General features: G+C 56.9%; 16 protein-coding genes and 1 pseudogene. 5 read left to right on the forward strand and 12 right to left on the reverse strand.

Annotated features, from left to right (window positions below; translation table 11 throughout):
* Positions 1 to 51: 51 nt before the first annotated feature.
* The 5 genes and pseudogenes from FXN65_RS13170 to FXN65_RS13185 all read right to left on the reverse strand — a co-directional run bounded on the left by FXN65_RS13170 (position 52) and on the right by FXN65_RS13185 (position 5798).
* Positions 52 to 2163, reverse strand: a complete 2112-nt coding sequence (locus FXN65_RS13170; protein WP_151133634.1) for a 3-hydroxyacyl-CoA dehydrogenase NAD-binding domain-containing protein — start codon at positions 2161 to 2163, stop codon at positions 52 to 54.
* Between the two features lie 38 nt (positions 2164 to 2201).
* Positions 2202 to 4004 (reverse strand): acyl-CoA dehydrogenase, encoded by a 1803-nt coding sequence (locus FXN65_RS13175; RefSeq protein ID WP_151133635.1) that lies wholly within the window; start codon positions 4002 to 4004, stop codon positions 2202 to 2204.
* Between the two features lie 340 nt (positions 4005 to 4344).
* Entirely contained in the window at positions 4345 to 4434 is a 90-nt protein-coding gene (locus FXN65_RS28530; protein WP_394351301.1) for a hypothetical protein, read from the reverse strand.
* A gap of 99 nt (positions 4435 to 4533) precedes the next feature.
* Positions 4534 to 5101, reverse strand: a pseudogene (locus FXN65_RS28535) (3-hydroxyacyl-CoA dehydrogenase NAD-binding domain-containing protein); the annotation flags it as partial.
* A 343-nt stretch (positions 5102 to 5444) separates the two neighbouring features.
* A complete protein-coding gene (locus FXN65_RS13185) occupies positions 5445 to 5798 on the reverse strand; it encodes a histone-like nucleoid-structuring protein, MvaT/MvaU family (RefSeq protein WP_151133636.1) in 354 nt (117 codons plus the stop codon).
* 462 nt (positions 5799 to 6260) lie between these two features.
* Here FXN65_RS13185 and FXN65_RS13190 point away from each other — a divergent pair, with 462 nt between their 5' ends.
* From FXN65_RS13190 to FXN65_RS13200, 3 genes are read left to right on the forward strand one after another with little or no spacing between them, the layout of a single operon-like run.
* Complete coding sequence (locus FXN65_RS13190) at positions 6261 to 8027, forward strand: Mu transposase C-terminal domain-containing protein (protein WP_151133637.1); 1767 nt, start codon at positions 6261 to 6263, stop codon at positions 8025 to 8027.
* Positions 8020 to 8880, forward strand: a complete 861-nt coding sequence (locus tag FXN65_RS13195) for a TniB family NTP-binding protein (RefSeq protein WP_151133638.1) — start codon at positions 8020 to 8022, stop codon at positions 8878 to 8880. Before FXN65_RS13190 ends, FXN65_RS13195 begins: the two co-directional genes overlap by 8 nt.
* Before the next feature lie 29 nt (positions 8881 to 8909).
* Positions 8910 to 9944, forward strand: coding sequence for a TniQ family protein (locus FXN65_RS13200; protein ID WP_151133639.1), 1035 nt, complete (start codon positions 8910 to 8912; stop codon positions 9942 to 9944).
* 320 nt (positions 9945 to 10264) lie between these two features.
* Here the strand turns inward: FXN65_RS13200 and FXN65_RS13205 are convergent, their stop codons facing one another.
* Entirely contained in the window at positions 10265 to 11353 is a 1089-nt protein-coding gene (locus tag FXN65_RS13205; RefSeq protein WP_244620733.1) for a hypothetical protein, read from the reverse strand.
* Positions 11354 to 12931: 1578 nt separating this feature from the next.
* On the opposite strand from FXN65_RS13205, the gene FXN65_RS13215 reads away from it, so the two are divergent.
* Positions 12932 to 13408 (forward strand): hypothetical protein, encoded by a 477-nt coding sequence (locus FXN65_RS13215; RefSeq protein ID WP_151133641.1) that lies wholly within the window; start codon positions 12932 to 12934, stop codon positions 13406 to 13408.
* A gap of 944 nt (positions 13409 to 14352) precedes the next feature.
* Here FXN65_RS13215 and FXN65_RS13220 read toward each other — a convergent pair.
* Positions 14353 to 15213, reverse strand: a complete 861-nt coding sequence (locus FXN65_RS13220) for an inositol monophosphatase family protein (protein WP_151133642.1) — start codon at positions 15211 to 15213, stop codon at positions 14353 to 14355.
* A 28-nt stretch (positions 15214 to 15241) separates the two neighbouring features.
* Positions 15242 to 16231 carry a DNA-binding protein gene (locus tag FXN65_RS13225; RefSeq protein WP_151133643.1) on the reverse strand — a complete coding sequence of 330 codons (990 nt, stop codon included), beginning with the start codon at positions 16229 to 16231 and terminating at the stop codon, positions 15242 to 15244.
* Between the two features lie 180 nt (positions 16232 to 16411).
* Between FXN65_RS13225 and FXN65_RS13230 the strand changes: the two genes are divergently transcribed.
* Positions 16412 to 17401, forward strand: coding sequence for a site-specific integrase (locus tag FXN65_RS13230; protein ID WP_151133644.1), 990 nt, complete (start codon positions 16412 to 16414; stop codon positions 17399 to 17401).
* On the opposite strand, the gene FXN65_RS13235 is transcribed toward FXN65_RS13230, so the two are convergent.
* From FXN65_RS13235 to FXN65_RS13250, 4 genes are all read right to left on the reverse strand, one after another.
* Positions 17373 to 17576, reverse strand: a complete 204-nt coding sequence (locus FXN65_RS13235; protein WP_151133645.1) for a DUF7740 domain-containing protein — start codon at positions 17574 to 17576, stop codon at positions 17373 to 17375. The two genes, FXN65_RS13230 and FXN65_RS13235, sit on opposite strands and share 29 nt — an antisense overlap.
* 251 nt (positions 17577 to 17827) lie before the next feature.
* Entirely contained in the window at positions 17828 to 19243 is a 1416-nt protein-coding gene (locus FXN65_RS13240; protein WP_151133646.1) for an argonaute/piwi family protein, read from the reverse strand.
* Positions 19233 to 20702, reverse strand: coding sequence for an SMEK domain-containing protein (locus FXN65_RS13245; RefSeq protein WP_151133647.1), 1470 nt, complete (start codon positions 20700 to 20702; stop codon positions 19233 to 19235). Before FXN65_RS13245 ends, FXN65_RS13240 begins: the two co-directional genes overlap by 11 nt.
* A gap of 252 nt (positions 20703 to 20954) precedes the next feature.
* Complete coding sequence (locus FXN65_RS13250; protein WP_151133648.1) at positions 20955 to 22094, reverse strand: hypothetical protein; 1140 nt, start codon at positions 22092 to 22094, stop codon at positions 20955 to 20957.
* Positions 22095 to 22554: the final 460 nt, after the last annotated feature.

A 22554-nucleotide genomic window follows, 5' to 3' on the forward strand; every position in this document is an offset into this window, starting at 1 on the left:
GCGGATTCCTTGAATGTCGAATGGGCCGGGGACTCCCCCGGCCACATGGAGTCAGAGCGGTTCGATACGTTGCTTGCCGGCGGCCACCAGGCGTTCCAGCAGCGGCGCGGGCTGGAACCACATCTCGCCGTATTCGCCGAGGGCCTGGCGGAAGTGGCTGATGCCGGCCAGCACCTTGTCCAGGCCGAGCTGTTCGGCGTAGTACATGGGGCCGCCCAGGTGGGCCGGGAAGCCATAGCCGTTGATCCACACCAGGTCGATGTCGCTGGCGCGCAGGGCGATGCCTTCGTCCAGCAGCTGGATGCCCTCATTGATCAGCATGAACAGGCAGCGGTCGTGGATTTCCTGGTCGCTGATGGGACGGCGGGCAATATGCAGCTCGCCGGCCAGGCGTTCGGCCAGTGCCACGACTTCGTAGTCGTCCTGGCGGTTGCGGCCTTCATAGGCGTAGAAGCCGCGACCGGTCTTCTGGCCATAGCGGCCCAGGGCATAGAGCTCGTCGCCGAGGCGGCAGTAGCTGTCGTCATGGGCGAAGGCGGCGCGGTTGGAGTCGCGCACCAGGAAGTTCACGTCGACGCCGGCCAGGTCGAGCATGCTGAACACGCCCATGTTCAGGTCGAGGCCGGTGAGCACGCCGTCCACCTGGGCCGGGGTTGCGCCTTCCAGTACCAGGCGATGGGCTTCGCGGGAGTAGGGTTCGAGCATGCGGTTGCCGATGAAGCCGAAGCAGACGCCGGATACCACCGGCATCTTGCCGATGATGCGGCCCATCTTCAGCGTGGTGGCCAGCACGTCCGGCGTGGTTTTGCGCCCACGCACCACTTCCAGCAGGCGCATGACGTTGGCCGGGCTGAAGAAGTGCAGGCCGATCACATCCTGCGGACGGGAGGTCACCGCGGCGATCTGGTCGACGTCCAGGGACGAGGTGTTGGTGGCGAGGATGGCGCCGGGCTTGCACACCCGGTCCAAGGTACGGAAGACGTCCTGCTTGATCTCCATCTTCTCGAACACCGCCTCGATCACCAGGTCGGCGTCGGCCAGGTCGGCATAGTCCAGGGTGCCACCGAGCAGGGCCATGCGCTGCTCCAGCTTGGCCTCGGTCAGCTTGCCGCGCTTGACGCTGATCTCGTAGTTCTTGCGGATTTGAGTCAGGCCGCGATCCAGGACCTCGCCCTGGCGCTCCAGCAGGGTCACCGGGATGCCGACATTGGCGAAGTTCATCGCAATACCGCCACCCATGGTGCCGGCGCCGATCACGGCGACCTTGCGGATCGGGCGGAGTAGGGTGGCGCCATCGATGCCCGGAATCCGCCCGGCCTCACGCTCGGCGAAGAACACGTGACGCAGGGCCTGGGACTGGCTCGAGGCTTCGGCCTGCTTGAACAGCGCCACCTCGCGGGCCAGGCCTTCCTCCAGCGGTAGCAGGCAGGCGGCTTCCACCGCCGAAAGCACCAGGCGCGGTGCCAGGCGGCTCTTCCAGCGCGGCTCGTTGTCCTGGCGGAAGCGGGCAAGGAAGTCCTCGGGCAGACCTTCGGCGGGCGCCGGGAAAGGCGCGGCGGGACGTGCGGGCGCCCGGTTGGCGACCAGTTCATGGGCAAAGGCTCGGGCCTCGTCGAGCAGGCTGTCGGCACTTGCCGAAAGCCGGTCGAGAATGCCGAGCGTGAGCGCACTGTCGGCGCCCGCCGGTGCGCCAGAGAGCATCATGTCGAGTGCTGCCTGGGCACCGATCAGGCGCGGCAAGCGCTGGGTACCGCCGGCACCGGGGAGCAGGCCGAGGTTGATTTCAGGAAGGCCGACGCGCGTGCCGGGCTCGCCAATGCGGTAGCCACAGGCCAGGGCCAGTTCCAGACCTCCGCCGAGAGCGAGTTTGCCGATGGCTGCAACCAGTGGCTTGTCCAATTGCGTCAGGCGCAGGAGGAGGGCGGGCAGATCGGGGGCGGCGAAGGATGCATCGCTGCCGAACTCGCTGATGTCGGCTCCGGCGCTGAACAGGCCGTTGGCGCCATGCAGGACGATCGCCTTGACGGCCATGTCGGTCGCCGCGCGCTCGCAGGCTTCGAGAACAGCAGCACGCAGGGGCTGGCCAAGAGCGTTGACCGGCGGGCGGGCGAGGCCGATCAGGGCCAGGTTGTCTTCAACCTGATAGGTAACCAGGGCGTTCATTGTGGCTCCTTGAAGTGGGTTGGAGGTCGGAGGACGAATCAGAACCAGTGGTCCTGCATGTCGAAACTGCTGCGGTTGCCGGCGGCCAGCAGGTGTGTCTGGGCATCAATGGATGCGAGCTCCCAGTCCATGAAGTAACGGGCCGCCTGCAGCTTGCCTTGGTAAAAATCCGCCTCGCTGCCAGCCGGGCCGGCCGCCAGGGCGCGGCTGGCGATCAGCGCCATGCGCAGCCACAGCCAACCCACCAGTACGCGGCCGAACACATCGAGGTAGACGGTGGCGTTGGCCAGGCCCAGGTTGGCATTGGCGGCGACCTGGGCCAGCAGGCTTTCGGTGACTTCCTGGAGGCGGTCCAGCGAGCCGGCCAGGAGGTAGGCGAGCGGGGCGCAGCGGTCGTCGTGGCCGGCTTCCTTCAGGGTGTCGCGCATGCGCTCCAGGAACAGGCGATAGCCGGCGCCGCCGTTCTGCTGCAACTTGCGGCCCAACAGGTCGAGGCCGTGGATGCCCTCGGTGCCTTCATGGATGGGGTTCAGGCGGTTGTCGCGGTAGTACTGCTCGAGCGGGTATTCACGGATGTAGCCCGAGCCGCCGAGCACCTGGATGCCGATATCCGAGGCCATCACGCAGTACCTGGACGGGTAGGACTTGACCATGGGAATCAGCAGGTCCAGCAATTCCCCGGCTTCGCGCCGCTGGGTGTCGTCGGGCGCGGTGTGGGCATCCTCGAACAGGCTGCTGGCATACAGGCACAAGGCGAGGCTGCCTTCGGCGTAGACCTTCTGCTGCAGGAGCATGCGGCGCACATCGGCGTGTTCGACGATACGTACCTGCGGCGCCAGCGGATCCTTGGCGCCCGGCAGGCGTCCCTGGGGCCGTTCGCGGGCATAGTCCAGCGCGCGAATGAAGCTCTGGTAGGCCAGCGCCGAGGCGCCCAGGGCCACGCCGATGCGCGCCTCGTTCATCATCTGAAACATGTAGGACAGGCCCTTGTGGGGCTCGCCCACCAGGTAGCCGACGGCGCCGTCCTTCTCACCGAAGCTGAGCACGGTGGAGGTGGTGTTGCGGTAGCCGTGCTTGTGCAGCAGACCAGCCAGGGCCACGTCGTTGCGCGCGCCCAGGCTGGCGTCCTCGTTGACCAGGATTTTCGGCACGAGGAACAGCGAAATGCCACGGGTGCCCGCTGGCGCGCCTTCGATCCGGGCCAGCACCATGTGCACGATGTTGTCCGTGAGCGAGTGGTCGCCGCCGGAGATGAACATCTTCTGGCCGTGGATGCGGTAGCTGCCGTCCGTGGCAGGGCGGGCGCTGGTCCGCAGGTCGCCAAGGGCCGAACCCTGGCCCGGTTCGGTCAGGGCCATGGTGCCGCTGTAGCGGCCATCCAGCATCGGTGGCAGGAAGCGTTCACGCAGAGCATCGCCGGCAAAGCTCTTGACCAGGTTGGCGGCGCCGATGGTCAGGAAGGAGTAGGCCACCGTGGAAATGTTGGCGGCGTTGAAGTAGGCCATGCTGGCCCGCAGGATGACCTCGGGCAACTGCAGGCCGCCGTCTTCGGCATCGTGGTGGGCGGCGAGGAAGCCGGCCTTGGCGAAAGCGTCCCAGGCGACCTTGGTCTCCGGAATAAGCGTTACCTTTTCGCCGTCGAAGGTCGGCTCATTGGCGTCGCCCTTCTGGTTGTGCGGGGCGAAGTATTCGGCGGCGACGCCGCGTGCGGTCTCCAGCGTGGCGTCGAATACGGCGCGATCGTGCTCGGCATAGCGGGGACGCTGCAGCAGGGCCTCGGTTTCGAGCAGCTCATAGAGCTGGAAGCTCAGTTCGCGTTCGTTCAGGAGCGAATCGGTCATTTCGTTCTCTTGTACTGGTTGGCCGGGGGGGCCGGCCAAGGTAGTGGGCTTTGCCAGTAGAACGAATTGCCGGCGAAGTTGCCCCTACCCTTAAGGAGTGGGAGCAGGATGCGGGGGCTGGACGCGTGCCTGATTTGGCGTTGCCGAGCTGCTTGTTAGGAGCGTGATGGGATTGGGTCGGAAGCACTCCGAACTCAAGAAGGCCCTCCGAAGGGGACCTTGTCGAACAGCGCAACTGCTTACTTGAATCGCGGCAGCAGACTTCGTCAGCACATAACGAGTCCAGGTAGCCACCCGGAGCGGCGGCAACACCTTGAGCGGCCGAGCAGGGCGAGGAGGCCTATGGGGTGGTTGCACCCCAGTTGCCGGTATCGAAATCGCGGGCACTTGCCAGGCCTTCCTGGAGCACGAACACAGGCTCGTTGATCATCGGAATCAGAATGCGGTTGACGACGAATCCGGAGGCGTTATCGACGTTGATGGGTGTCTCGCCGACTGTCTTGGCGAAGGCTCCCACTGCGACGTGGGTCTGGCTGGAGGTCTGCAGGCCGCGAATCAGTTCCAGCAGTTGCGTGGCCGTCACCGGCTTGAAGAAATGTACCCCGGACGCGCTCAAGTCGACGCAGCACGGCGGCCAATCGGGTCATGAAAATGGACGAAGTGTTGGTGGCGATCACCGCGTCCGGCGAAACCACGTCTCCGATCTGGTGCAGGATGCGCAGCATTGCAGACCACAGGTAGCGCAGACCTTGGCGATGGCGCTGCCCATGGCTCCGACATCCATCACGCCGATTGTGATGAGGCTCATGAAGAACTTCGGAGGTCTTCAAAATCAACCGTGCAAAGTTCAACAGAGTGCGGAACTGGGCCAAACCCCTGAAGGGGAGGCAATCGAGAAGCCATCGTTCGTCAGGCATTTGCAGGATGAAGGGTGAAATCGAAGGATTGGCTGGTTTCGTGTCGTGGATTTTAAAAAGATGGACCTTGCTAACTATCGGTAAAATAAAGAAGTATTCTTTAAAAAACGGACCTTCCTGACAGTAAACGAAGCAGAGTCCGATTTTTAAAAGTGAAAAAGGTGTTGAGCGACTAGGCATTTGGGTAGGGCGCAGCAGCCCTGCCTTGGTACCTCCACTTTCCTTCAGCCGCTCAGCAAGGCCAGTCAGGGGCACTTCGGCGGTCCCGTATAAGTACGGCCTTTAGATGGAAATCGGTGCGCGGACGATGGATTTGAAAGGATTCCGTTCTGCGAATGCGCATCGCTGCCCGGTGGCTCGGCTACGGCAATTGCCGCAGCCTCCTGTTACTGTCCAGCAGAGGAGGGGGGCTTCTGGCCGTTCATACGGCCGAGGTTGAGGGGGCCGGAAGCGTCGTCAGTCTTGGGCGGCGTTCGCAAGGGAAGACTCGAGGTCGAGGCTGCCGACCTCAAGTGGCGCGAATTTATTGCAACCAGGAGTTTACGGTTTCGGCGCCGTGCTCAGCCTTCCAAGCGTTCAAAATTTTGTGATTTCCGCCCTTGGTTTCGACGACTTCGTTCGTGTGCGGATTCCTATAGCGTTTGAGCACACGTTGACGGCGCTTGTCTTGACGTGGGGTCAGCATTCGTGGCGTTTGAGGATCCAGGATGCTGATCACCGTCTTCAGGCTGAATCCACACTCTTCCAATAGTGAGTTGAGTTTTTGCTCGAACTCTATTTCTCTCTTCAGTTCTTTATCGTCTTTAAGGCTGTTCAGGGCCGCAAGTTGTTCTGCGAGTTGCGCTTCCAAACGTTTGAATTCTGCCAGCTTGCTCATGGATTGACCTATTGGTTGGTGCTCGAGAGAACTATTGGTTCCACGGATAATGTACAAGATAGCGGCGGCGACTGGAACTTAATCAATCAGGGGCCTGCTGACAGCCAACCTAATTAGCTGTGGAAAATAGACTGCTCAGGGTAGGTTTGGCCACGGAACCCAGCACAGCGCCGCCTTCGAGTTTCATTAGACGCGTTGCGAGAGGTGATCCAGGGCACGGGCGCCTGAGGGTCTCCATTCAGTTTCAGTTTCGCAGGTAAGTAGTGCCAAGGAAGATATCTCCTTGTAATTACAAAATAATAGATTATCGCAAAAATGAATAGCGTTGAGCACGACCTGCACTAGAGTGCAAAAATGGAGGCGACGTAATAAGGAGGGCGCAATGCGCACAGTATACGTAAAAAAGGTCTAGTCGTAGTCGCGCGTGGAGGAGTTTGCATTATAGAGGAGGTGTTTGCAGACATGACCTGTTTGGTTGTGTCAGAAAAAAACAAAGAAAGAATTAGAGTGTCAGTGGACGAGATGGAGTTCATTCCGGCTAGAAATGAGGATGGACATGTCGCAATACCGCTTGACGTTGAGGAGTTTGTCAATAACGCCTCCATCGAAGATTTGGAGGTGGCCCAGGAACGCTTTAGAGTTCTGCGTGATTATCTAGCGAAAGAATGCACGTTGAGCGAGGCCATGGCGGTGCTTCAAGTCTCTCGATCCCATTTTCATGCGCTGCGCAGGCGATACGATGAGACAGCGGGATATTATGCTTTTATAAGACTCAAGCGAGGGATTAAAAAGTCGTCACGGCGCTTGTCAGAAACGCTTGAAGGGTACATACAAAGCAGTATAGACAAGGTTTATTCGGGTAAGGCCGCCACGATTAAAGAGGTGTGGCGCGATGTCGAAAAAAAATGCATAAAAAGTGGCTATCCAATCCCCTCGTACACTGTCGTGCGGTCGAGGGTGAAGTCGCGCAGTGAGAAGGAGATTTTCCAAAAGAAACATGGTGCAGAGGCAGCGTCACAAACTTATGGGGCCAAGCCGGGACACCAGGTGGTCAATTATCCTTTAGAAAAAGTCCAAATGGACCATACCATGGTGGATGTTATTTTGGTCGATGACCAACGAAGGCTGCCACTAGGAAGGCCATGGTTGACGGTGATCATCGACCTGTATACGAGAGTTATACTTGGCTATTATTTAAGTCTGCATCATCCGTCAACACTATCGGTCGCCTGCGCTGTAGCCAATGCAGCGTTGCCCAAGCATATCTTTCTCAAATCGCTAGGCATCGATTCCTCAAAGTATCCTTTTTATGGCGTGCCAGAAATCATCCAAATGGATAATGCGAAGGAATTCAAAACTCCAAAATTTCAGCGTGCCTGCAAAAAGAATCGGATAAAACCTGAATGGCGGCCGTATGGGAGAAAGCACTATGGTGGCCATGTTGAACGATTAATCGGCACGTTGATGACGACAAAGGTGCATTTTTTGCCGGGTGCGACATTTTCCAATGTGCTTGCGCGCCGAGGGTATGATAGTGAGAAAAAATCGGCCCTGACATTTAAGGAATTTACGAAATGGTTTGCGCGAGAAGTATGCATCTATCATGGTCGACATCATGCGGCTCTTGGGTGTTCACCGGCTAGCCAGTGGAAGTCGTATTTCGACAAGGACAGCGGGAGGCCTGTGTGTCCGCCAATTGTCTCGAACAGCTTTGCATTTAAGCTGGACTTTATGCCCGAGGAAAACAGGGTAATTGGGCCGCAAGGCATAAAATTGCACGGCAGCGTCTATTGGGATAGTTCGATTGCTCCTTACGTAGGTCGAAAGAATGTTCCCATCAAATATGACCCTTTTTCGATGGGGAAGATTTGGGCGTGGGTAGATGACCAGTATATTCCAGTCCACTTTTCCAATGTCACCAGGCCGGATTTTACGTATGAGGAATACCGGGCTGGAAAACTGCAGCGCCGGGGGCGAAAAATTACAAAGCCTGGCGGGCTTGAGGATGAAAGTCTAATCGCCCTGGACGAGGACAATGTGGCGCTTGTAAACGATAGCATCAAGCTTACGAAACGTGCGCGTAAGAAGCTCGCGGCGCAGGCCGAATATCGAAACTCGCAACTCTGTGAGGAGCAGGAAGTCTTTGACAGGCGTGGGGTAGATAAATCCCAGCGGCCAGACTATTCAAGAAGGGCGGTTCCCATCCGGCGAGGTTCTGCAAATGGCTAATGGATGTCATCTGTTACCCGAAGCTCGAAAAGTGATTGATTTGACGGCAAGCCGGCGAATCGCTTTTATCCAAGATGATAGTTTATGGATCGAATACCCGCAGTCGCAAAAGGTGCTCCGAATCGTCGAGAATATGCTGGCGGTGCCAGACCGCAGACAAGCTCCTTGCCTGTTGGTCAAGGGTGAAGGAGGGACCGGGAAGTCGAGCATTATTCGACAAATAAAGTCGAATCATGCGCTGCGCGCCAAGTTGGTTTTTTTGGATCTTAATGTAAATCCGTTCGGTTTGAAATTTACGGAATTAATTGCCGAGGCACTTGGCGTCCCGCTGGACGTCTTCCGCAATTCGCGGCGTAAGCCTTCTGACCTGCCGGTCGAATTAGTGCAGGTTCTTAAGATTAGAGGCATAAAAGGGTTTGTGATAGACGAGTTGCATGATGCGATGTTGGTGGGGCGTGTCGATCAGATGCGGCATTTGTCGCTCTTGAAAGGGCTGACCAATGATCCACTTGGCTTGTCGATAATTGGATTCGGGACTTCCGCAGTGAGCAATGCCATTGGCGTAGATCCGCAATTCAAGCGCAGGTTCTTGGAAGTCGAGTTGGAAGACTGGGCAGAAACGGAAGATTTCCGTTCTTTTTTGGCCGGCTTTGAAGAGTTGCTGCCGTTGAAGCACCCCTCCCAGCTAGATGATGAAGAGACTGTCGGTTTCCTCTTGGAAACGACCGGTGGAAGGATGGATGAAGTGGTGAAGCTTCTTCGTGCTGCTGCTTGTTACGCCGTTGTGGGTGGTGAGGAGAAGATCACCAAGAAGCTGTTGAGCAAGGCATTCGCCGACCCCTGGGGCTACTAGCGCCACTGTGCGCGACAGGAGTGAGGGAGATGAAATTTAGGAACTTCCTCCGTGTCCAACAAGACGAGTGCCTATCGTCGTGGGTGTACCGGTGCAGTCAGTCTAAAAAGGGACAAAAATTTAAGATTTTGAGCGATGCATATATCGACTCGGATCCTGACTTTGATCTGGTTGCGCCATTCTTTACGCCTGATATCGCTTCGTTGGGTTTGGATGTGGCCCTCTTCCAACGGTGTTTTCAAGCGCGCTCCGAATGGGTCTTGCCCTGGGCTGAGCGCGTAGTCTATTGCCCGGCCTGCTTTCATGAAGATATTGCCGCTGGTTGGTTGCCTTATTGGCGAAAAGGCTGGTGCTATCTCCATGCACCGATATGCATAAAACACCGAAGACTATTGGCCGTTGCCGAGCACTACAATCCTTTTGTCGACAAGGCCTGGATTGCTTTTGCTGAGGACTGTGTGTCGCCCCATGACCCGGATACCCGGTGTCGGCTGCCGTGGAGGCATCCTCCCGTTTCGAAGGAGGTTGTTTATTTGGCAGCCAAAGCTCAGCGTTTTTTGCATGCTGCGCATGTGTACGCAACGGTCCGGTTAATCGACGGCGTTACGCTCAGTAGCGCAGAGGTTCTGAAGGTCAGTAGATTTCTGTTGGAGTATTTTCTCTTTCCCAGGCTTCGCCCACCGAAAGGCGATGGTGTTGCCCGAGGCATGCAGCACAGTGTGGGGCGGATAGGTGAGCGGATGACACGTGAGCAGGCGAAAGCTGTTGGCTGCTCAGACTCTGATGTTTTCTCTCGGATGACGGCGCTGATTCTGGTGGGTTGTGTCTTCGGGATAGTTTCGGCGGCGCTCTTCCAGTCGGTAGCCCGATCGCTGGCACTCACCATCTACTTGGAACGAGGGGGTGCCTATGAAATTGGCTGTCATGGCTTTACGTTTCTGACCATGAAAGAGCATCGGGAGGCCGTGCAGTTCTTTGAGAACTTGTCTGATGTAATGAAATCGCGATTGTCGTGTTTCATGCGCGGACTAAAAGATTATCGATACAAAATGGGTTCTTATTAGGGGATTCCGCCCCGGCTGGACTGAGGCTGGAAAACTTACAGTTCAAGCTACCCGCGGCCCAATCGTGGACTACCCAGGCGACGTTTTCCGGGGTTGCCTGTAGACGTGGGCAAGCCGAGATAAGGGGGAAATTAGGACATTCGTTCTGGAAGACAATGAATTATAAGGACATTTATTGAGCCGATCGGCTGGGCGTCCGCATTCTCGCCCAACCTCTCTGCTTTGGGCATTGCCTCGCATGCTGACCACCTGGTGCACCTCGCAGCGAGAGGATTGAAGACCTCGGACCGCGCCGCTGCGAACTGGATGGATCACTGGACTTAAAGGCCGGCCTCGGCCTGCTTGCTATGTCTATTTTGGAACAGCTGAGTGATGTCTTGCGTGGTTGGCGGGGCAGCCACCGTCATAGGTTTCAACTTGGACGTAATGGGGGCGCCCATGACGATGTGATTGACGAACATTCGACGCTCATTGCAGGGCTCGTCAGCTTTCTCCCAAGCGTGGTTGAAGGCGGTAAGCACGATATAGCTATAGCCCACTTTGCAAGATGCTCGGTAGGTGCGCTCCTGCTCCTTCCAAAAGTCGGATTTCTGAAGGCTGCGGACGTCCGATGGCGTCCAACCTTCCTGGGTCGTCCGATCAGCCCAGTATTCGCTGACGCAATTTTGGATGTTGCTTTCGCTGGCCTGCATGGCCGACTGAAATGCTGACTGCCAGTCGGCATATGCCGGTGTAGGGCATCTCAGGTCTTCAGCATATTTGGCCAACCCTTCTTTGTAGTTTCGCGCCAGTAACGCATCCAGGGCGGCGCTGGGTGCCCGGGCTTGCTTGGTGGCCTCAGCCTGCAATTGGGATAGCGTGGTCTTTGCCAGGTCGACCGGTTGCAGCTCTAAGGACTTCAGCTTTTGTGCAATGGAGTTTGCTTCAGCTTCTTCGAAGACATTCAGGGTGTAGGTGCTACCCGACCTATTCAGGATCTGAACGACGCTGCTGGGCAATGCCAGATCGCCCAGTAGGCTCTGTAGCTTCAGTCCATAGTGCTGAGTTTGAAGGATGGAGAGGGCGGACTCAGCCGTTTTGGCCTCGGCAACTGCCTTCCCGGCTCGACGCGTCGCATCACGCGCTGACCTCTCAGCAACTACCACCTTCTGGTTAAGCGTCGCGACTTGACCTTCGATGGCAGATCTCTGATCGGCCAACTCTTTGTTTCTTGCTTCCCCCGCCGCCAAGGTTTCGGTCTGCTTATCCATCTGCTGTTGAAGTTTCCGTTGCTCGATCTGCAGGCGGGCGAGATCCTCGGAGACAAGCTCCTTCTGGAAGACTGGGCGGACGGTATAGATGTAGCCATAAACCACGACTACCAACATGAACACCTGGGATACGTTTGCGACAATCCCTGCATACGACATCGCCTTCTCAAGTCGTGAGGAACTGCCAGTGGGCTTCGCAGGCTGCCTCACGTTTGCGCTGGAGCGCTGTTTTCCGAGAAATCGTACGTATCGATTACGAGCTGCCACTGTGTTTCCTAATGGGTGAACATGACTGATGGTTGACGTTTACGCGCGGCGGGCGAATGGTACGAAAATTCGCGGCCCTAAACTGATGTTTCGGTATGGCACCGTGATATCGGTCTGCGCTCCGCATCGCCTGGTCAGTCCGGCGGGTCTGAAGTGATTGCTGCATTTGCCGTGAGGGGCTTCTGGTCAAACAATGGTTATGGTGTTGATGCAGCCAAAGTTTTTGGTGGGCTGCATCGGCGCATCGGACTGGATCACGAAGGGGTGATGTTACTCCGAGGTACCGCTTTCCCATTTTGGCAATGAAACGAAGTGAATCGTTTTGCCCCCGTCTGACCTCAGATCTGCGCTGGCCCGGCGCGAAAACCAGTACACCCAGTGAGCCTGGAGAGGGCCTACGGTAGGTTGCCAGGTATCTGCAACAGGGCTTGGTGCAGGCTCTTCCCTCATCATCAGTGGGAACCAAAGCTGCGGCGGCAGTGGAAGCCGACTATAACGGCAGGCCATCACAAATACCGGCCAATGGCCTAGGCGTACAGTAGACAGGCCAGTGTAGTGCCCCTCCTCAGAACATTCCCTCACCAGAATATTTCTGGCTGCAGCGCCGTCAGCTGTGATGGGTATGTCACACAGCGCTAAGCCGTGCGAGGGATCACCGCGATACAGGACAGCCTCAGTGTCAGGCCCGGGCATCCAGAGCTGGTGATTGCAATGTTTCATTTCGCTTCGTACGAATCGAGCGAAGTGTTCGCTAGCCTCGGTTTCGCCACCCAAGGTGGCCCAAAGCAGCATGATCGGAATGAGAGCGCTGCCCTTTGTATGCTGCACCCGATACTCTTCAGTCCTGGCCTGGGGATGCCTTATCAGCTCCTGGTAGCTGCTGTGGATGGTTGAGGGTTTCGGCTGATGATGAGGTGGCCTGCTACTACCCACGCAAGGCTGTCCCGGGAGAGGACAAAGTCCCCGCTGAGCAACTTCGGCAACAGATACGTGACAACCTTCCCGGCGACGGATGGTGTGGCGATGGCGACGAGGATTGGGCCCAGGCTATGGCGTACTTCGCTGCTGCCAAGGTCTCCAAGTTCAGCAAGGAGGGTTTAGTCGGCACGAGCAGAAATGGTTGCTGATTTACGACAACTGGGACGAACCAGGACGCAGAGCTGACCTTGCTGATATAGCCCTCGATCGGACTTTTCACTCGATGGCCATCTACACGACCTTTGATCGAGTCCTGGTCCTTGATGGTCACACGCTTGCCAGTTTCACCAGTGATGGTTTCTGCCGCTGGGGAAGACCTCGACATGGGCGGTAGGTCAATGCGATCCGATCGCCATTTTGTCTACCGTTCGAGGACTGAAGACTACGCCTCAGCGGTCTAGCGCTTGCGGGGTATACCTGCATAGCTATCGTAAATACGGCGCTGGACGATGGAGCGGAACGCCGGCGAAGGTGACCTCGGGAGGACTCTATATGCTCACGATTGACAGTCCTACGCTGCGTGCTCTCGCATCTCTCGGTGTTCCAGGAATCGCCGTTGGCCTCTTCTACTACGCACTAACCCCATGGGTAGAACCAGGATCAATCAAAGTTTCTCCTGAGTGGGGCGGTCCAATCGTCCTTCTCATTGTGCTGTTCGCGGGAGCAATTACTTTCCGTGCGTTGTCACCCCGTCCAGAACCGCCGCCCCTAGCGCACGGGCCTGTATCGATCAGTGTCGCGCAACCCATGCGTTTCCAGACTGTCGCCGAGATTGTCGCTGGCGCGGACGTGGTGCAGTTCCTCGGCTTCAGCCAGGCCGAGCTCGATTTTTTAGTGCCACAGCGTCAATACAAAGGAGAGGACGCAGCGAAATTGCTGGCAAGAATTGGCGAGGCATGCCGAGGCGGTGTTCGTCTGTACTCAGTCGATGCGTCAACGCCTGGCTCTATCGTCCTGACCATCCGCTGAGGGAATAGCGATGTCCAAGCACACCCTTGTCTGTCCGCCACCCTCCACAGGCAGTATCACCTGTGACCTTGATCAGTTGGCCATCTGCAGATTGATCAATGGCCAGTCCCACGCTGAGTGCATTTCTGTACCTCCCGCCATTCGAAGGGCATCGCGAGCAGCCCTCGAGGCATGGTGCATAGACGAAATAACAGGAATGGGGATGTATCCGGTTCCGCCGGCTCACCTGCACCAGAGGATTTTGCAGTCCGGGCAGTACAACGTTCCATCACTAGGTATTTCCGTTACCTTTCGCATGCCGCGGTTTACTGCGTCAGGCCGCACAGATGATTCGAGTAGTAGCAGCGGCGGTGGAGGGGGAGGTGGAATCAGACCCCAGAGGCCGGAGCCACCCGAGCAACAGCAGGTGATTGAGCACCAATAGAGCTGGCCAAAAAGTCTCGGGGGTGACGACGGCTTTTCATGAGCGACCTGGAGTTTAAGCGCATAGGGTTGAGGTTCGAATAAACATCGGTTGGCGGAGGGGCAGAGCGGGCACGTGCTTAGACCCTGCGTCGCGCCACGCGAAGGCAAAAACGGGCCCATGCTGGTCCCACGCCTCGCCTGAGTGGTGTCTACCCCCTTCTTGGTGCTGCTCCCTTCGCAGAAATTAATGTCACCACAATCAAGGATCGCGAAATAAAATATCGTGCAGCAACAAGATATTGGCTGATTATTTCGACTTGCATGAATTATGCGTAATTATGCAAAAATCCATAATTTCCAACACAGGAGGATGAGCACATTGCCGTTAGCATGCCCGCCCTCGTTTCCCGCGACGTATGCGCATGTGACATGCGCGCGAATTGACGGTGCAGCTACCGTCCAATACCCTAAGTCCAAGACCATAACCCCCACGCCTCGGACGGGATTCATCCCGAACTGCGCACCAGGGGGTTTGTTGTTTATAGGAGGCGTAGATTGCTCCCTTCTTCCAGATGTTCAACGGGTGCATCTAATACACGCTCCCAATTGCGGACGCTAAGGTCCCGGCAGGCCTGCTCCGCCCCGCCAAAGCAGCGCTTCGACACCATGGCCATAGCGTCTTCGGTTCGGTAACTGATTGGTTGCCCATGCTCGTCCAACAGCACACCCCCACTGGCCCGCAACAGCGCGTGGCCGGCCACCACGTCATGGGCTGATACTGGGTACAGCGACACCGCGCATACCGCATCGCCGGCAGCGACCCGTGCCAGACGATATGCGATGCTTGGCATGCAGTGAAATCGAGCAGGTGCGCAGAGTTCGGCATTCAACTGCGGCTTGGTCGCCGCGGCCGCACTGACCATGACGGCCGTCTGCGTGTCCAGGCGTTGCTGACTCAAATCGATCGAGACGGGATCGCCGTTCCGCAAGATGTGCGCCATCCCTTCAGTCCATGCGATGCAATCGCCGCCACGGTCCTCGGTGACTGGCGCATATACGATACCGAGCACTGGGAGTGCATCGCGCAGTAGGCCAACCGAGATTGCCGAGCCTTTCCGGCCTTTCAAGAAATCGCTGGTCCCGTCGTTGGGGTCGACCACCCAGCACCACCGGTGTCCAGTGAGGGTATGCCCGGTTTCTTCGCCCCAGTAGTCGCAATCCAGCAAATCCAGCAGTGCCTTGCGCAGGCGCTGCTCAATCTCCACGTCTACAGCAGCCTCGTCACCCTGACCGCGCGGACCGTCAGGACGGAGCCATTCTTCGACCAACAGTTGCCCCGCCAGAAGTACCTGACTCATAGCCTGGCGGAGTAGGGCGGGAAGGTTGAGTTGGCGTGTCATCAGCACCTCTGTACAGAGCTGAGTTAGCTCATTGGGGGGCGGTATCCTCTGAAGAATGACCTAGGATCTTCAGCTGCGTGAGGGCTTCGACCAGGCGTTCTTGGAGGCTCTGTACCTGCTGACCGTGGGCGTCCTTGGCTTCCCTCAGGCGAGCTACTTCACCTTGCAGCGTATCGCAGCGCTCCCGCAATGCACTGTTCTCCTGCTCAACCTGGGTCCGGGTCTGCATCTCGCTGGCCAGGGTCTGTTCGCGCTGCTCCAGTTGCCGCTGCAGCGAGTGCAGGTCTTTCTGTTGCTGACGGGCCTCCGCCAGCACGCGTGCGTTATCGCGGTTCAGCTGGGTTAGTTCGTCCTGCTTGATCATTAGCGTTTGTTGCAGCTGCCGCAGTTCCAATTGCAGCTGCTGCACCTGCGTTTCGTGACGGCGCTGGTCTTGTTCACGCTGCTCTTTGGCGGCTTGACGGTAGTGCTCCAAAGCATCGCGCGCATGTTGATGCTTCTCCTCAAGCGACCGGATTTGCCCGCCACGATCCTGCAGGTGTGTTTCCAGATCGCGGTTGGCCTGGAGTAAGCGAGCGTTCACGACCTCGGCCTGCTGGCGGACCTGCCGGTCCTGCTGAAGTGCCTGCTGCGCAACCTGCAACTGCTCGGTGAGACCTGCGCATTGGGCTTCGGACTGGTGGCAACGCTCCACTGCTTGGCTGATGCGATCTTGGTAGCCTCGACGCTCGCTGGCCAGCTGTTCGCGCTCTGCGGCTACCGCCGCCTGTGCTTCTTCCTGCAACTGCTCCGCCAGCTGCGCCACCAAATTGGCCAACTGACCACTGAACGGTATGGGGGCGGTGCTGCGTCCCTGATCAGCAGCCTCCAGTTCCTTCAGATAACGGTGAATGGTGGTCTTTGAACCGGTATTCCCCAGCTCAATCCGCACCGCATCGATGCTCGGGTGTTCGCCACGGGCAAGGAGGGCAGTGCGCGCTTTTTGCACCACCGCCTTGTTAATACCACCACGCGCCATGTCGATCTCCTACGATTTCATACTGTTATACATACCATGTAGTTACATTCTATTTTCTGTATGGCTTCCTCGCCAGATGGCATCTGCATTAAGATTGGATAATCACGAATTATCCAAGGTGAAGCCGCTTTTCGATCGAGTTGCGGTCGAAATGCAGTACGCCAGGGCGGGGAGGGGGCGATGAATCAAAAGGTCGAGCGCTACCTGCAGGCGAGCACCCGCGTCAACACCCGACGCAGCTACCAGCAGGCGATCGAGCACTTCGAGGTAGGTTGGGGCGGCTTTCTGCCGGCCACCAGCGACGCCATCGTGCGCTACCTGGTCGACCACGCCGGCACGCTGGCCAGCAGCACGCTGAAGCTGCGCCTGGCCGCCCTGGCGCAGTGGCATGTCAGCCAGGGCTTTCCCGACCCGACCAAGACGCCGCTGGTACGGCAGGTGCTGAAGGGCATCCGCACCCTGCACCCGAAGCCGGAGAAGCAGGCCGAACCGCTGCAGCTGCGCGAGTTGGAGCAGTGCGTCGCCTGGCTGGAGCATGTAGGGGAGCAAGCGCGGGCCGAGAGCGACTTGACTTGCCTATTGCGCTGTTGGCGCGACCGCGCCCTGTTGTTGATCGGCTTCTGGCGGGCCTTTCGCAGCGACGAGCTGTGCCGACTGCAGGTGGAACACATTCAGCTGCGGCCGGGGGAGGGCATGCAGCTGTTCCTGCCCTGGAGCAAGGGCGACCGCGACAACCAAGGCCAAACCTATCAGGCGCCGGCGTTGGCCCGGCTCTGTCCGGTGCAGGCCTACAGCGACTGGATCAGCGTCGCCGGCATCGCACGTGGACCGGTGTTCCGCGGCATCGACCGCTGGGGGCACCTCAGCGAGCAGGGACTACACCCCCACAGCGTGATACCGCTGCTGCGATCGGTGTTGCAAGGCGCTGGGCTGCCGGCCGAGCTGTACAGCAGCCATTCCCTGCGCCGCGGCTTCGCCACCTGGGCCACGCGCAGCGGCTGGGACCAGAAGGCGCTAATGGGCTATGTCGGTTGGCGCGACGCCAAGTCGGCGCTGCGCTACGTGGACAGCACCGGCGTCTTTCCTGGGCAACTGCGGCCGTTCTCGCCGAGTCTGGATGTCGAAGCGGTTCCGGGTCTACCTAGTCCAGGTGCTCGGCCAGGTAGTTGACCAGTTGGAGCGGCTCGGCGCTGTCGACGATGGCGAACATCAGGTCGCGTTTGCTGCGTGGCAGCAACTTGGCGCAGCGTTTAGCCGTGGCCTTGATCGCGGAGTCGCTGCCGTGGATGCGCGCAGCGAGGAAGAGGGCGAGGGTGGCGTCCTGCAGGTTCACGGTCGTGCTCATTCGATGGTTACCTGGAGTATGCCGCGTGCATTAAGCGCAACTCAATTCCAAAGGCCGAGCGGGTTTGTCTTAGCCCAGCGGGCTTCGATCCTCACGCCTGCGCGCTCCGCTTGCCAGGCTCCAAGTGCCGATGAGCCACCTTCGCTGATTCAAGGATTGCAGTAGAGAGTACTGTCGCCCGACATTCAAGCGGGCTGATTCTCGTCATGTCGGGCGTGCATGATGTCCCAGAATTGATGGGCCTAAATGATTCACATGTAAAAGCTATAGCTGACCTGTGGCTTCTCCGAGGTATCCACGTATTTCATGATGTCCCCAACCTTGTTGGCGCACTCCAAAGTGATGGGTAGGCGTCCATCAAGCTGGGTGTTGTTCCAGTTCATCTTGGTCAACCCAAGGATCTCCTTGCACAGGTCTTCCAGGGATGAGTCGCTTTCGAACGCTTCCACGCGCAACGGGCTTGGGATGTACATGCCTGGGTAGGTCTTGTAGAAGTCGACAATCCCCTTCGTGTAGAGCACGCCTTGAGTTTCCGACAGGCTCAGCAGCGTTCCCCGGGTTGGCGGGTAGTTCTTGTCGCTGAACAGCCGGATATCGGTGGACGTGATCGACACCAAGTCTTTTGTCCTGATCCCCTTGGCATCCAGTACCCTGGAAAACCCTGATACTTCGGTAGGCCTGAACCTGCTGGACTTGTGGATCACGACGCGAGCCGGCTTCTGCATCAACGCTTTTTCATACTCAGCCAACGCGCTGTCGAGCAGCTCATACGCCTGAGATTCGTCCATGTAAGGGCGCTTGTCCCGCTTGTCCAGAGACACTGGTGCACCGCGCAGAATGACCCCATGTCCGAACTCGTCGAACACTTGAGCCAGGCTGGTCGAGACGGTTTCGCCATCCCGGCTCTTGTAGAACCCTATCCCGATGTAGCAGGTCTTGGGCTTGAACTTGTCCTCGACCAACCGCCACGGAACAGTGCGGTTGCCCTTGTAGTAGAGGGCGGTGCAGAAATTCCAAGCCTTGGTAGCGAGATCTTGCTGATCGATCGAGGGTTTGACTGACAGGATGGTCTTCTCGCGAACGAGTTGCAGCGGAATGCCCAGGTGCATGCAACGCGCTTTGAGAAGCCGACGGAAGTTGTGTTCCAGGTAGGCTTCCAGCGACTCGGTGTCTTTGTCCCCAGTCGCCTTGGTTAGAGAGTCGAAGATGTCATTTGGGACGACGCAGACGATCACGTCGATGGAGCGGTTCTCGGACAGAAATCGAATCTGCTCATAGTAGAGCTCAACGCATTTCACGACCCGGTCTTCACGGGCCGTGATTTTCGATATGTTGTTGATTTCTGACTTCTGCAGGGTTCGTGTGTACTGGGGAGAGGACAGAATTTTGGTGTAGAACCCATGGTATTCATCCACGCCACCAAACCCCCGGAACAGATTGGGGAACTTGGTTTCTTCCTTTCCGACGATTCCGCGTTTGCATTTGTCCAGCCATTCGTCCAGGAGATCAACACCTTCACCGCGCCCGACGATGCCAATGCGTAATTCACTACGCCTCAGCTCATCGCGCTTGTCATAAACTCCCAGGGTTTCGATGCCAGTCCTAGGGCATATGTGCGCGCCGTTTCCGAACTCCAGCATTGGCTCTTTGAGGATTTTAATCTTCAAGGGCTAACTCCTCATCAAATTCAGCGCCAACCTGTTCGCCTTCTACTAGTTTTTCTTCGCAAGTGATCTCTAATAACTCACCGAAGAATTCTACTTCATTCGCTGGGCTGTCCAGGGCGGGAGTCGAGGCAGAGTTATTAGGCGAAACTTTAGTAATCGGGTTATTGATTGAACGTAAGTAGTAGGCTAGGAATCGAACTATGTTTCGTACGCTTTGGTTGAACTCAAGTCTTTTTTGCTTTGATAGCAAATCCTCATGGAAGCGAGACTTGCGATTTCCATCATAAGTATAAAGCCAACTAGGCACAACGAGTGCGTACCACTGCTGCGCAATGCTGGTAAAGCTCAGTTCGAATGATAAATGAACATGGTGGGCGAGACGCGTGGGTTCTCGCTTGGACATCACCTTTTCGTACACTCGACGGGTTGATTTCTTTTTCCCTACCCAGTCTTCTTTGCGGCCTTCGTCGTCTGGGTTGTGAGGTTTGAAGAAAAAGAACTTCTCTCGGCGGTCATACACAATTTTGTGAGGCTTGACGGTCTCACGCACATGGTTATTCAAAAGTAGCTTGAAAATATTGATGTTGTCGTCGATCTCAGATTCGGAGAGGTCGCGGGACTCAAGTACTTCAATGGTGCCTACATCAACAATATGTCGAATACTGGAGTTGTTGATGTCCTCGAAGGTGAAGATTCGATTTTCGAAAACCACCCAGTCATCCGTGCCAGATCCATTAAGCAGTAGGGCCATCTTCACAAGGCTTTGCCTGGAGCAGCTATTTTTTCGAAAGTTCAGGTGTTCGCGGGCTTGCTCAAGGATTGAGGCCTCATTCAGCAGCAGTTCGGCGACGTATACTGTTTCAGGCGGTGTTACCGTAATGAGGTTGGAAGTCAGTGTGTGAGATTGAAGGTTTCCCTCAGCATTGAAGTCCAGATATGCCTTGATGTCCCCCAAGATGATCTTGAAGTCATTCAACACCCGCTCCTGAGCGGGGATTCGAAGCCCGGACACCTTGGCTAGGATGTCGCCAAGATCAATGATGTGATTCTTAGTTGAAAAATCGAATGCGCCATTTGTGATGGCGTCAATCGCGGACTGGCTGTAGGAAGCCTGCTTGTTGGTCAGCATCAAAACGTACAGTTCATCAAACGTGTTGTAGAACTGCTTGTCGACGAAGTGGGTCAAGGTCTTTTTGACCTTTTCCAGAGAAGTGGTGGCGGTAACCTGGAAGGCGACACGGTCATGGTCATCACCCAGATCGATGCCGGGGAAGTTTTTCTGACGCCTATTGAGGTTAATCAGGTTGGGTAGGTTGTAGGCTGCTTTCAGGATCGGAATCAGCGCGTCTTCCAGCGACAGGTTGATGTCAAGTCTGCCTTGTTTAGTTGATAGGTCAACCTGGTTAATGATTCTGCTGACGACATCCCTTAGTTCATTCTCAATCTCTAACTGTCTCAATGCTAGACACTTCCCTATTGACCGAATCGATAGTGGTGCCGATACGAGAGCTGAGGCCGCTGGGAGTGGCATTGTACCACCATGGAATGGACGACTGTTCTGGGTGGATTGCCAGCCCCATTCTGCAATGGCTGCTGCGCTTGGCAGGCAATACAATGCTGGTCAGGTGAGCTGGATGCGCTCGCATCGGGTGCACAAGCGCTGGACACCTCAATCGAGGCTCTCCTTCGATTGTGCACGACCGGTGATTCCTTAGCTGCCTTCAGCAGTGGGGCTCTCGGCGGGCTCGGCCAAACCCAAGAGACGCTTTCTCACGTCGGGCTCACATTTGTGGCAGGCAAAGTATTTGATTCTTTCCATGTCACCTGTGACGAATTCATCGCATCTCTCACACGCGACTGCTCCCCAGCCACGGTCGAAGCACGATACGCAACTCCACATGCCCTCGATGAAAAATACCGAGGGTTGAGGGTGCTGACACTTGTGGCAGGATGCGATGTGGACGTGGCCTTCCTCGCACCAGTCGTCGCCCTCGGGAAATTGTTTGGTGCAGAGGTCTATCAGGATGTCGGTGGTGATTTGATGGCCGCAGGCAGGACAGGCATGCAGACCCTTTTGAAAGAATTTAAACGGAGCATTGCAGCCGGGGCAGGGTAATTCTGCGTTGCACTCTTCCACTGCAGTGTCATCAACCCCGCAAACCATGCAGGTGTAGTCGGTACCCCATGAATGGGTTTCGCCGACAATTGCGGCAGACATGTGGCAATGACCGCAGGGAACGATCTTGTTGCCTTTCTTTTCCTGGATTTCGATCTGAGGTTTGAGGATCTCGAATCGGGCTTTGATGAAGTCGCCCTGACGCATCATGCGTTGGTTGAGCACCTGGAGTTCCACTGAGTAGGGCTGGAATACCACCTCCCAAGGGCCGGTCAATAGTGCATGGAGGTAGTGCCAGGATGCCCACGTTTCCACAATCACGCCGGCTTGTGTCTTACTCGGATTATCCATGCCTGAGTGGGCAAAATGGACGATCTGATTGCGGTGCTCGCCAAGGGCCTTGAAGTTGTCGGAAGCATCCTGGTCGATTTTCTCGCCAAGAATCGATTGGATTCGCTTCAGCGCGTCATCCAGGTAGACCGACAGAAAATCTCCCACGGCAAGATTTTGTAGGTCACCGGTTTCGGGCTTCGCGAGCATGAGTGTCCAATGCTCTTTCATCAGTCGGGCTTTCAGGAGCAGCTCGATCGCCGTGTACAGATCGACAATGGCATTCTTGGGTTTTTGCTGTAGGTGGTCGATGGAGGTATTGACGAAACCTAAAGCGTTTCGCACCAAGGCATCGAAAAGCTCATCCTTTGTCCGCCGTTCCTGCTTCAGCCACTTGCGTGCCATAGTCCCTCACAGTCCCCGTTCTGCCGTTGTTGGGTCGGATGCATGCTGATGGAGCAGTCCTATTCGCGGGCTCAATCTATCGTATCGGGAATCCATAACGCTCATTAGCAGTACTTGAAATGGCTATTGACCCGCTTCTCATGTCCTCTGGAACCAGAGTTCTCGTCAGCAAGCTTGTCCGCAATTTTAACCGATAAATCTCACGCAAGACTCGGAAAAGTCACCACCTCAGGAGTGAATCAGCCTACTTTCGAAGGCACTCGAAATGACCGCTTTTGGCCAGATTCTGCCGGTTCCCACCGGCCGCCGTGGGTCAGTTTGTGCCGGTCGCGACCGGCTAAGAACGGCTCATAGCCGCCGCGTTTCGAGGAGGTTAGTTCCCGACCCGGCCGGAGCGGACGTCTACTCACTCATAATCAGGGTGCAGCTGTAACTACTACGCTAAATGGGGTGGTATTGC

The sequence above is a fragment of the Pseudomonas lalkuanensis genome, from assembly GCF_008807375.1.
In the GTDB taxonomy this organism is placed as follows: domain Bacteria; phylum Pseudomonadota; class Gammaproteobacteria; order Pseudomonadales; family Pseudomonadaceae; genus Metapseudomonas; species Metapseudomonas lalkuanensis.

Coding starts and splice junctions, on each gene's coding strand:
- FXN65_RS13170 (WP_151133634.1), bottom strand. CDS start 2,163: ATGAACGCCCTGGTTACCTATCAGGTTGAAGACAACCTGGCCCTGATC.
- FXN65_RS13175 (WP_151133635.1), bottom strand. CDS start 4,004: ATGACCGATTCGCTCCTGAACGAACGCGAACTGAGCTTCCAGCTCTAT.
- FXN65_RS28530 (WP_394351301.1), bottom strand. CDS start 4,434: ATGATCAACGAGCCTGTGTTCGTGCTCCAGGAAGGCCTGGCAAGTGCC.
- FXN65_RS13185 (WP_151133636.1), bottom strand. CDS start 5,798: ATGAGCAAGCTGGCAGAATTCAAACGTTTGGAAGCGCAACTCGCAGAA.
- FXN65_RS13190 (WP_151133637.1), top strand. CDS start 6,261: ATGACCTGTTTGGTTGTGTCAGAAAAAAACAAAGAAAGAATTAGAGTG.
- FXN65_RS13195 (WP_151133638.1), top strand. CDS start 8,020: ATGGCTAATGGATGTCATCTGTTACCCGAAGCTCGAAAAGTGATTGAT.
- FXN65_RS13200 (WP_151133639.1), top strand. CDS start 8,910: ATGAAATTTAGGAACTTCCTCCGTGTCCAACAAGACGAGTGCCTATCG.
- FXN65_RS13205 (WP_244620733.1), bottom strand. CDS start 11,353: ATGTCGTATGCAGGGATTGTCGCAAACGTATCCCAGGTGTTCATGTTG.
- FXN65_RS13215 (WP_151133641.1), top strand. CDS start 12,932: ATGCTCACGATTGACAGTCCTACGCTGCGTGCTCTCGCATCTCTCGGT.
- FXN65_RS13220 (WP_151133642.1), bottom strand. CDS start 15,213: ATGACACGCCAACTCAACCTTCCCGCCCTACTCCGCCAGGCTATGAGT.
- FXN65_RS13225 (WP_151133643.1), bottom strand. CDS start 16,231: ATGGCGCGTGGTGGTATTAACAAGGCGGTGGTGCAAAAAGCGCGCACT.
- FXN65_RS13230 (WP_151133644.1), top strand. CDS start 16,412: ATGAATCAAAAGGTCGAGCGCTACCTGCAGGCGAGCACCCGCGTCAAC.
- FXN65_RS13235 (WP_151133645.1), bottom strand. CDS start 17,576: ATGAGCACGACCGTGAACCTGCAGGACGCCACCCTCGCCCTCTTCCTC.
- FXN65_RS13250 (WP_151133648.1), bottom strand. CDS start 22,094: ATGGCACGCAAGTGGCTGAAGCAGGAACGGCGGACAAAGGATGAGCTT.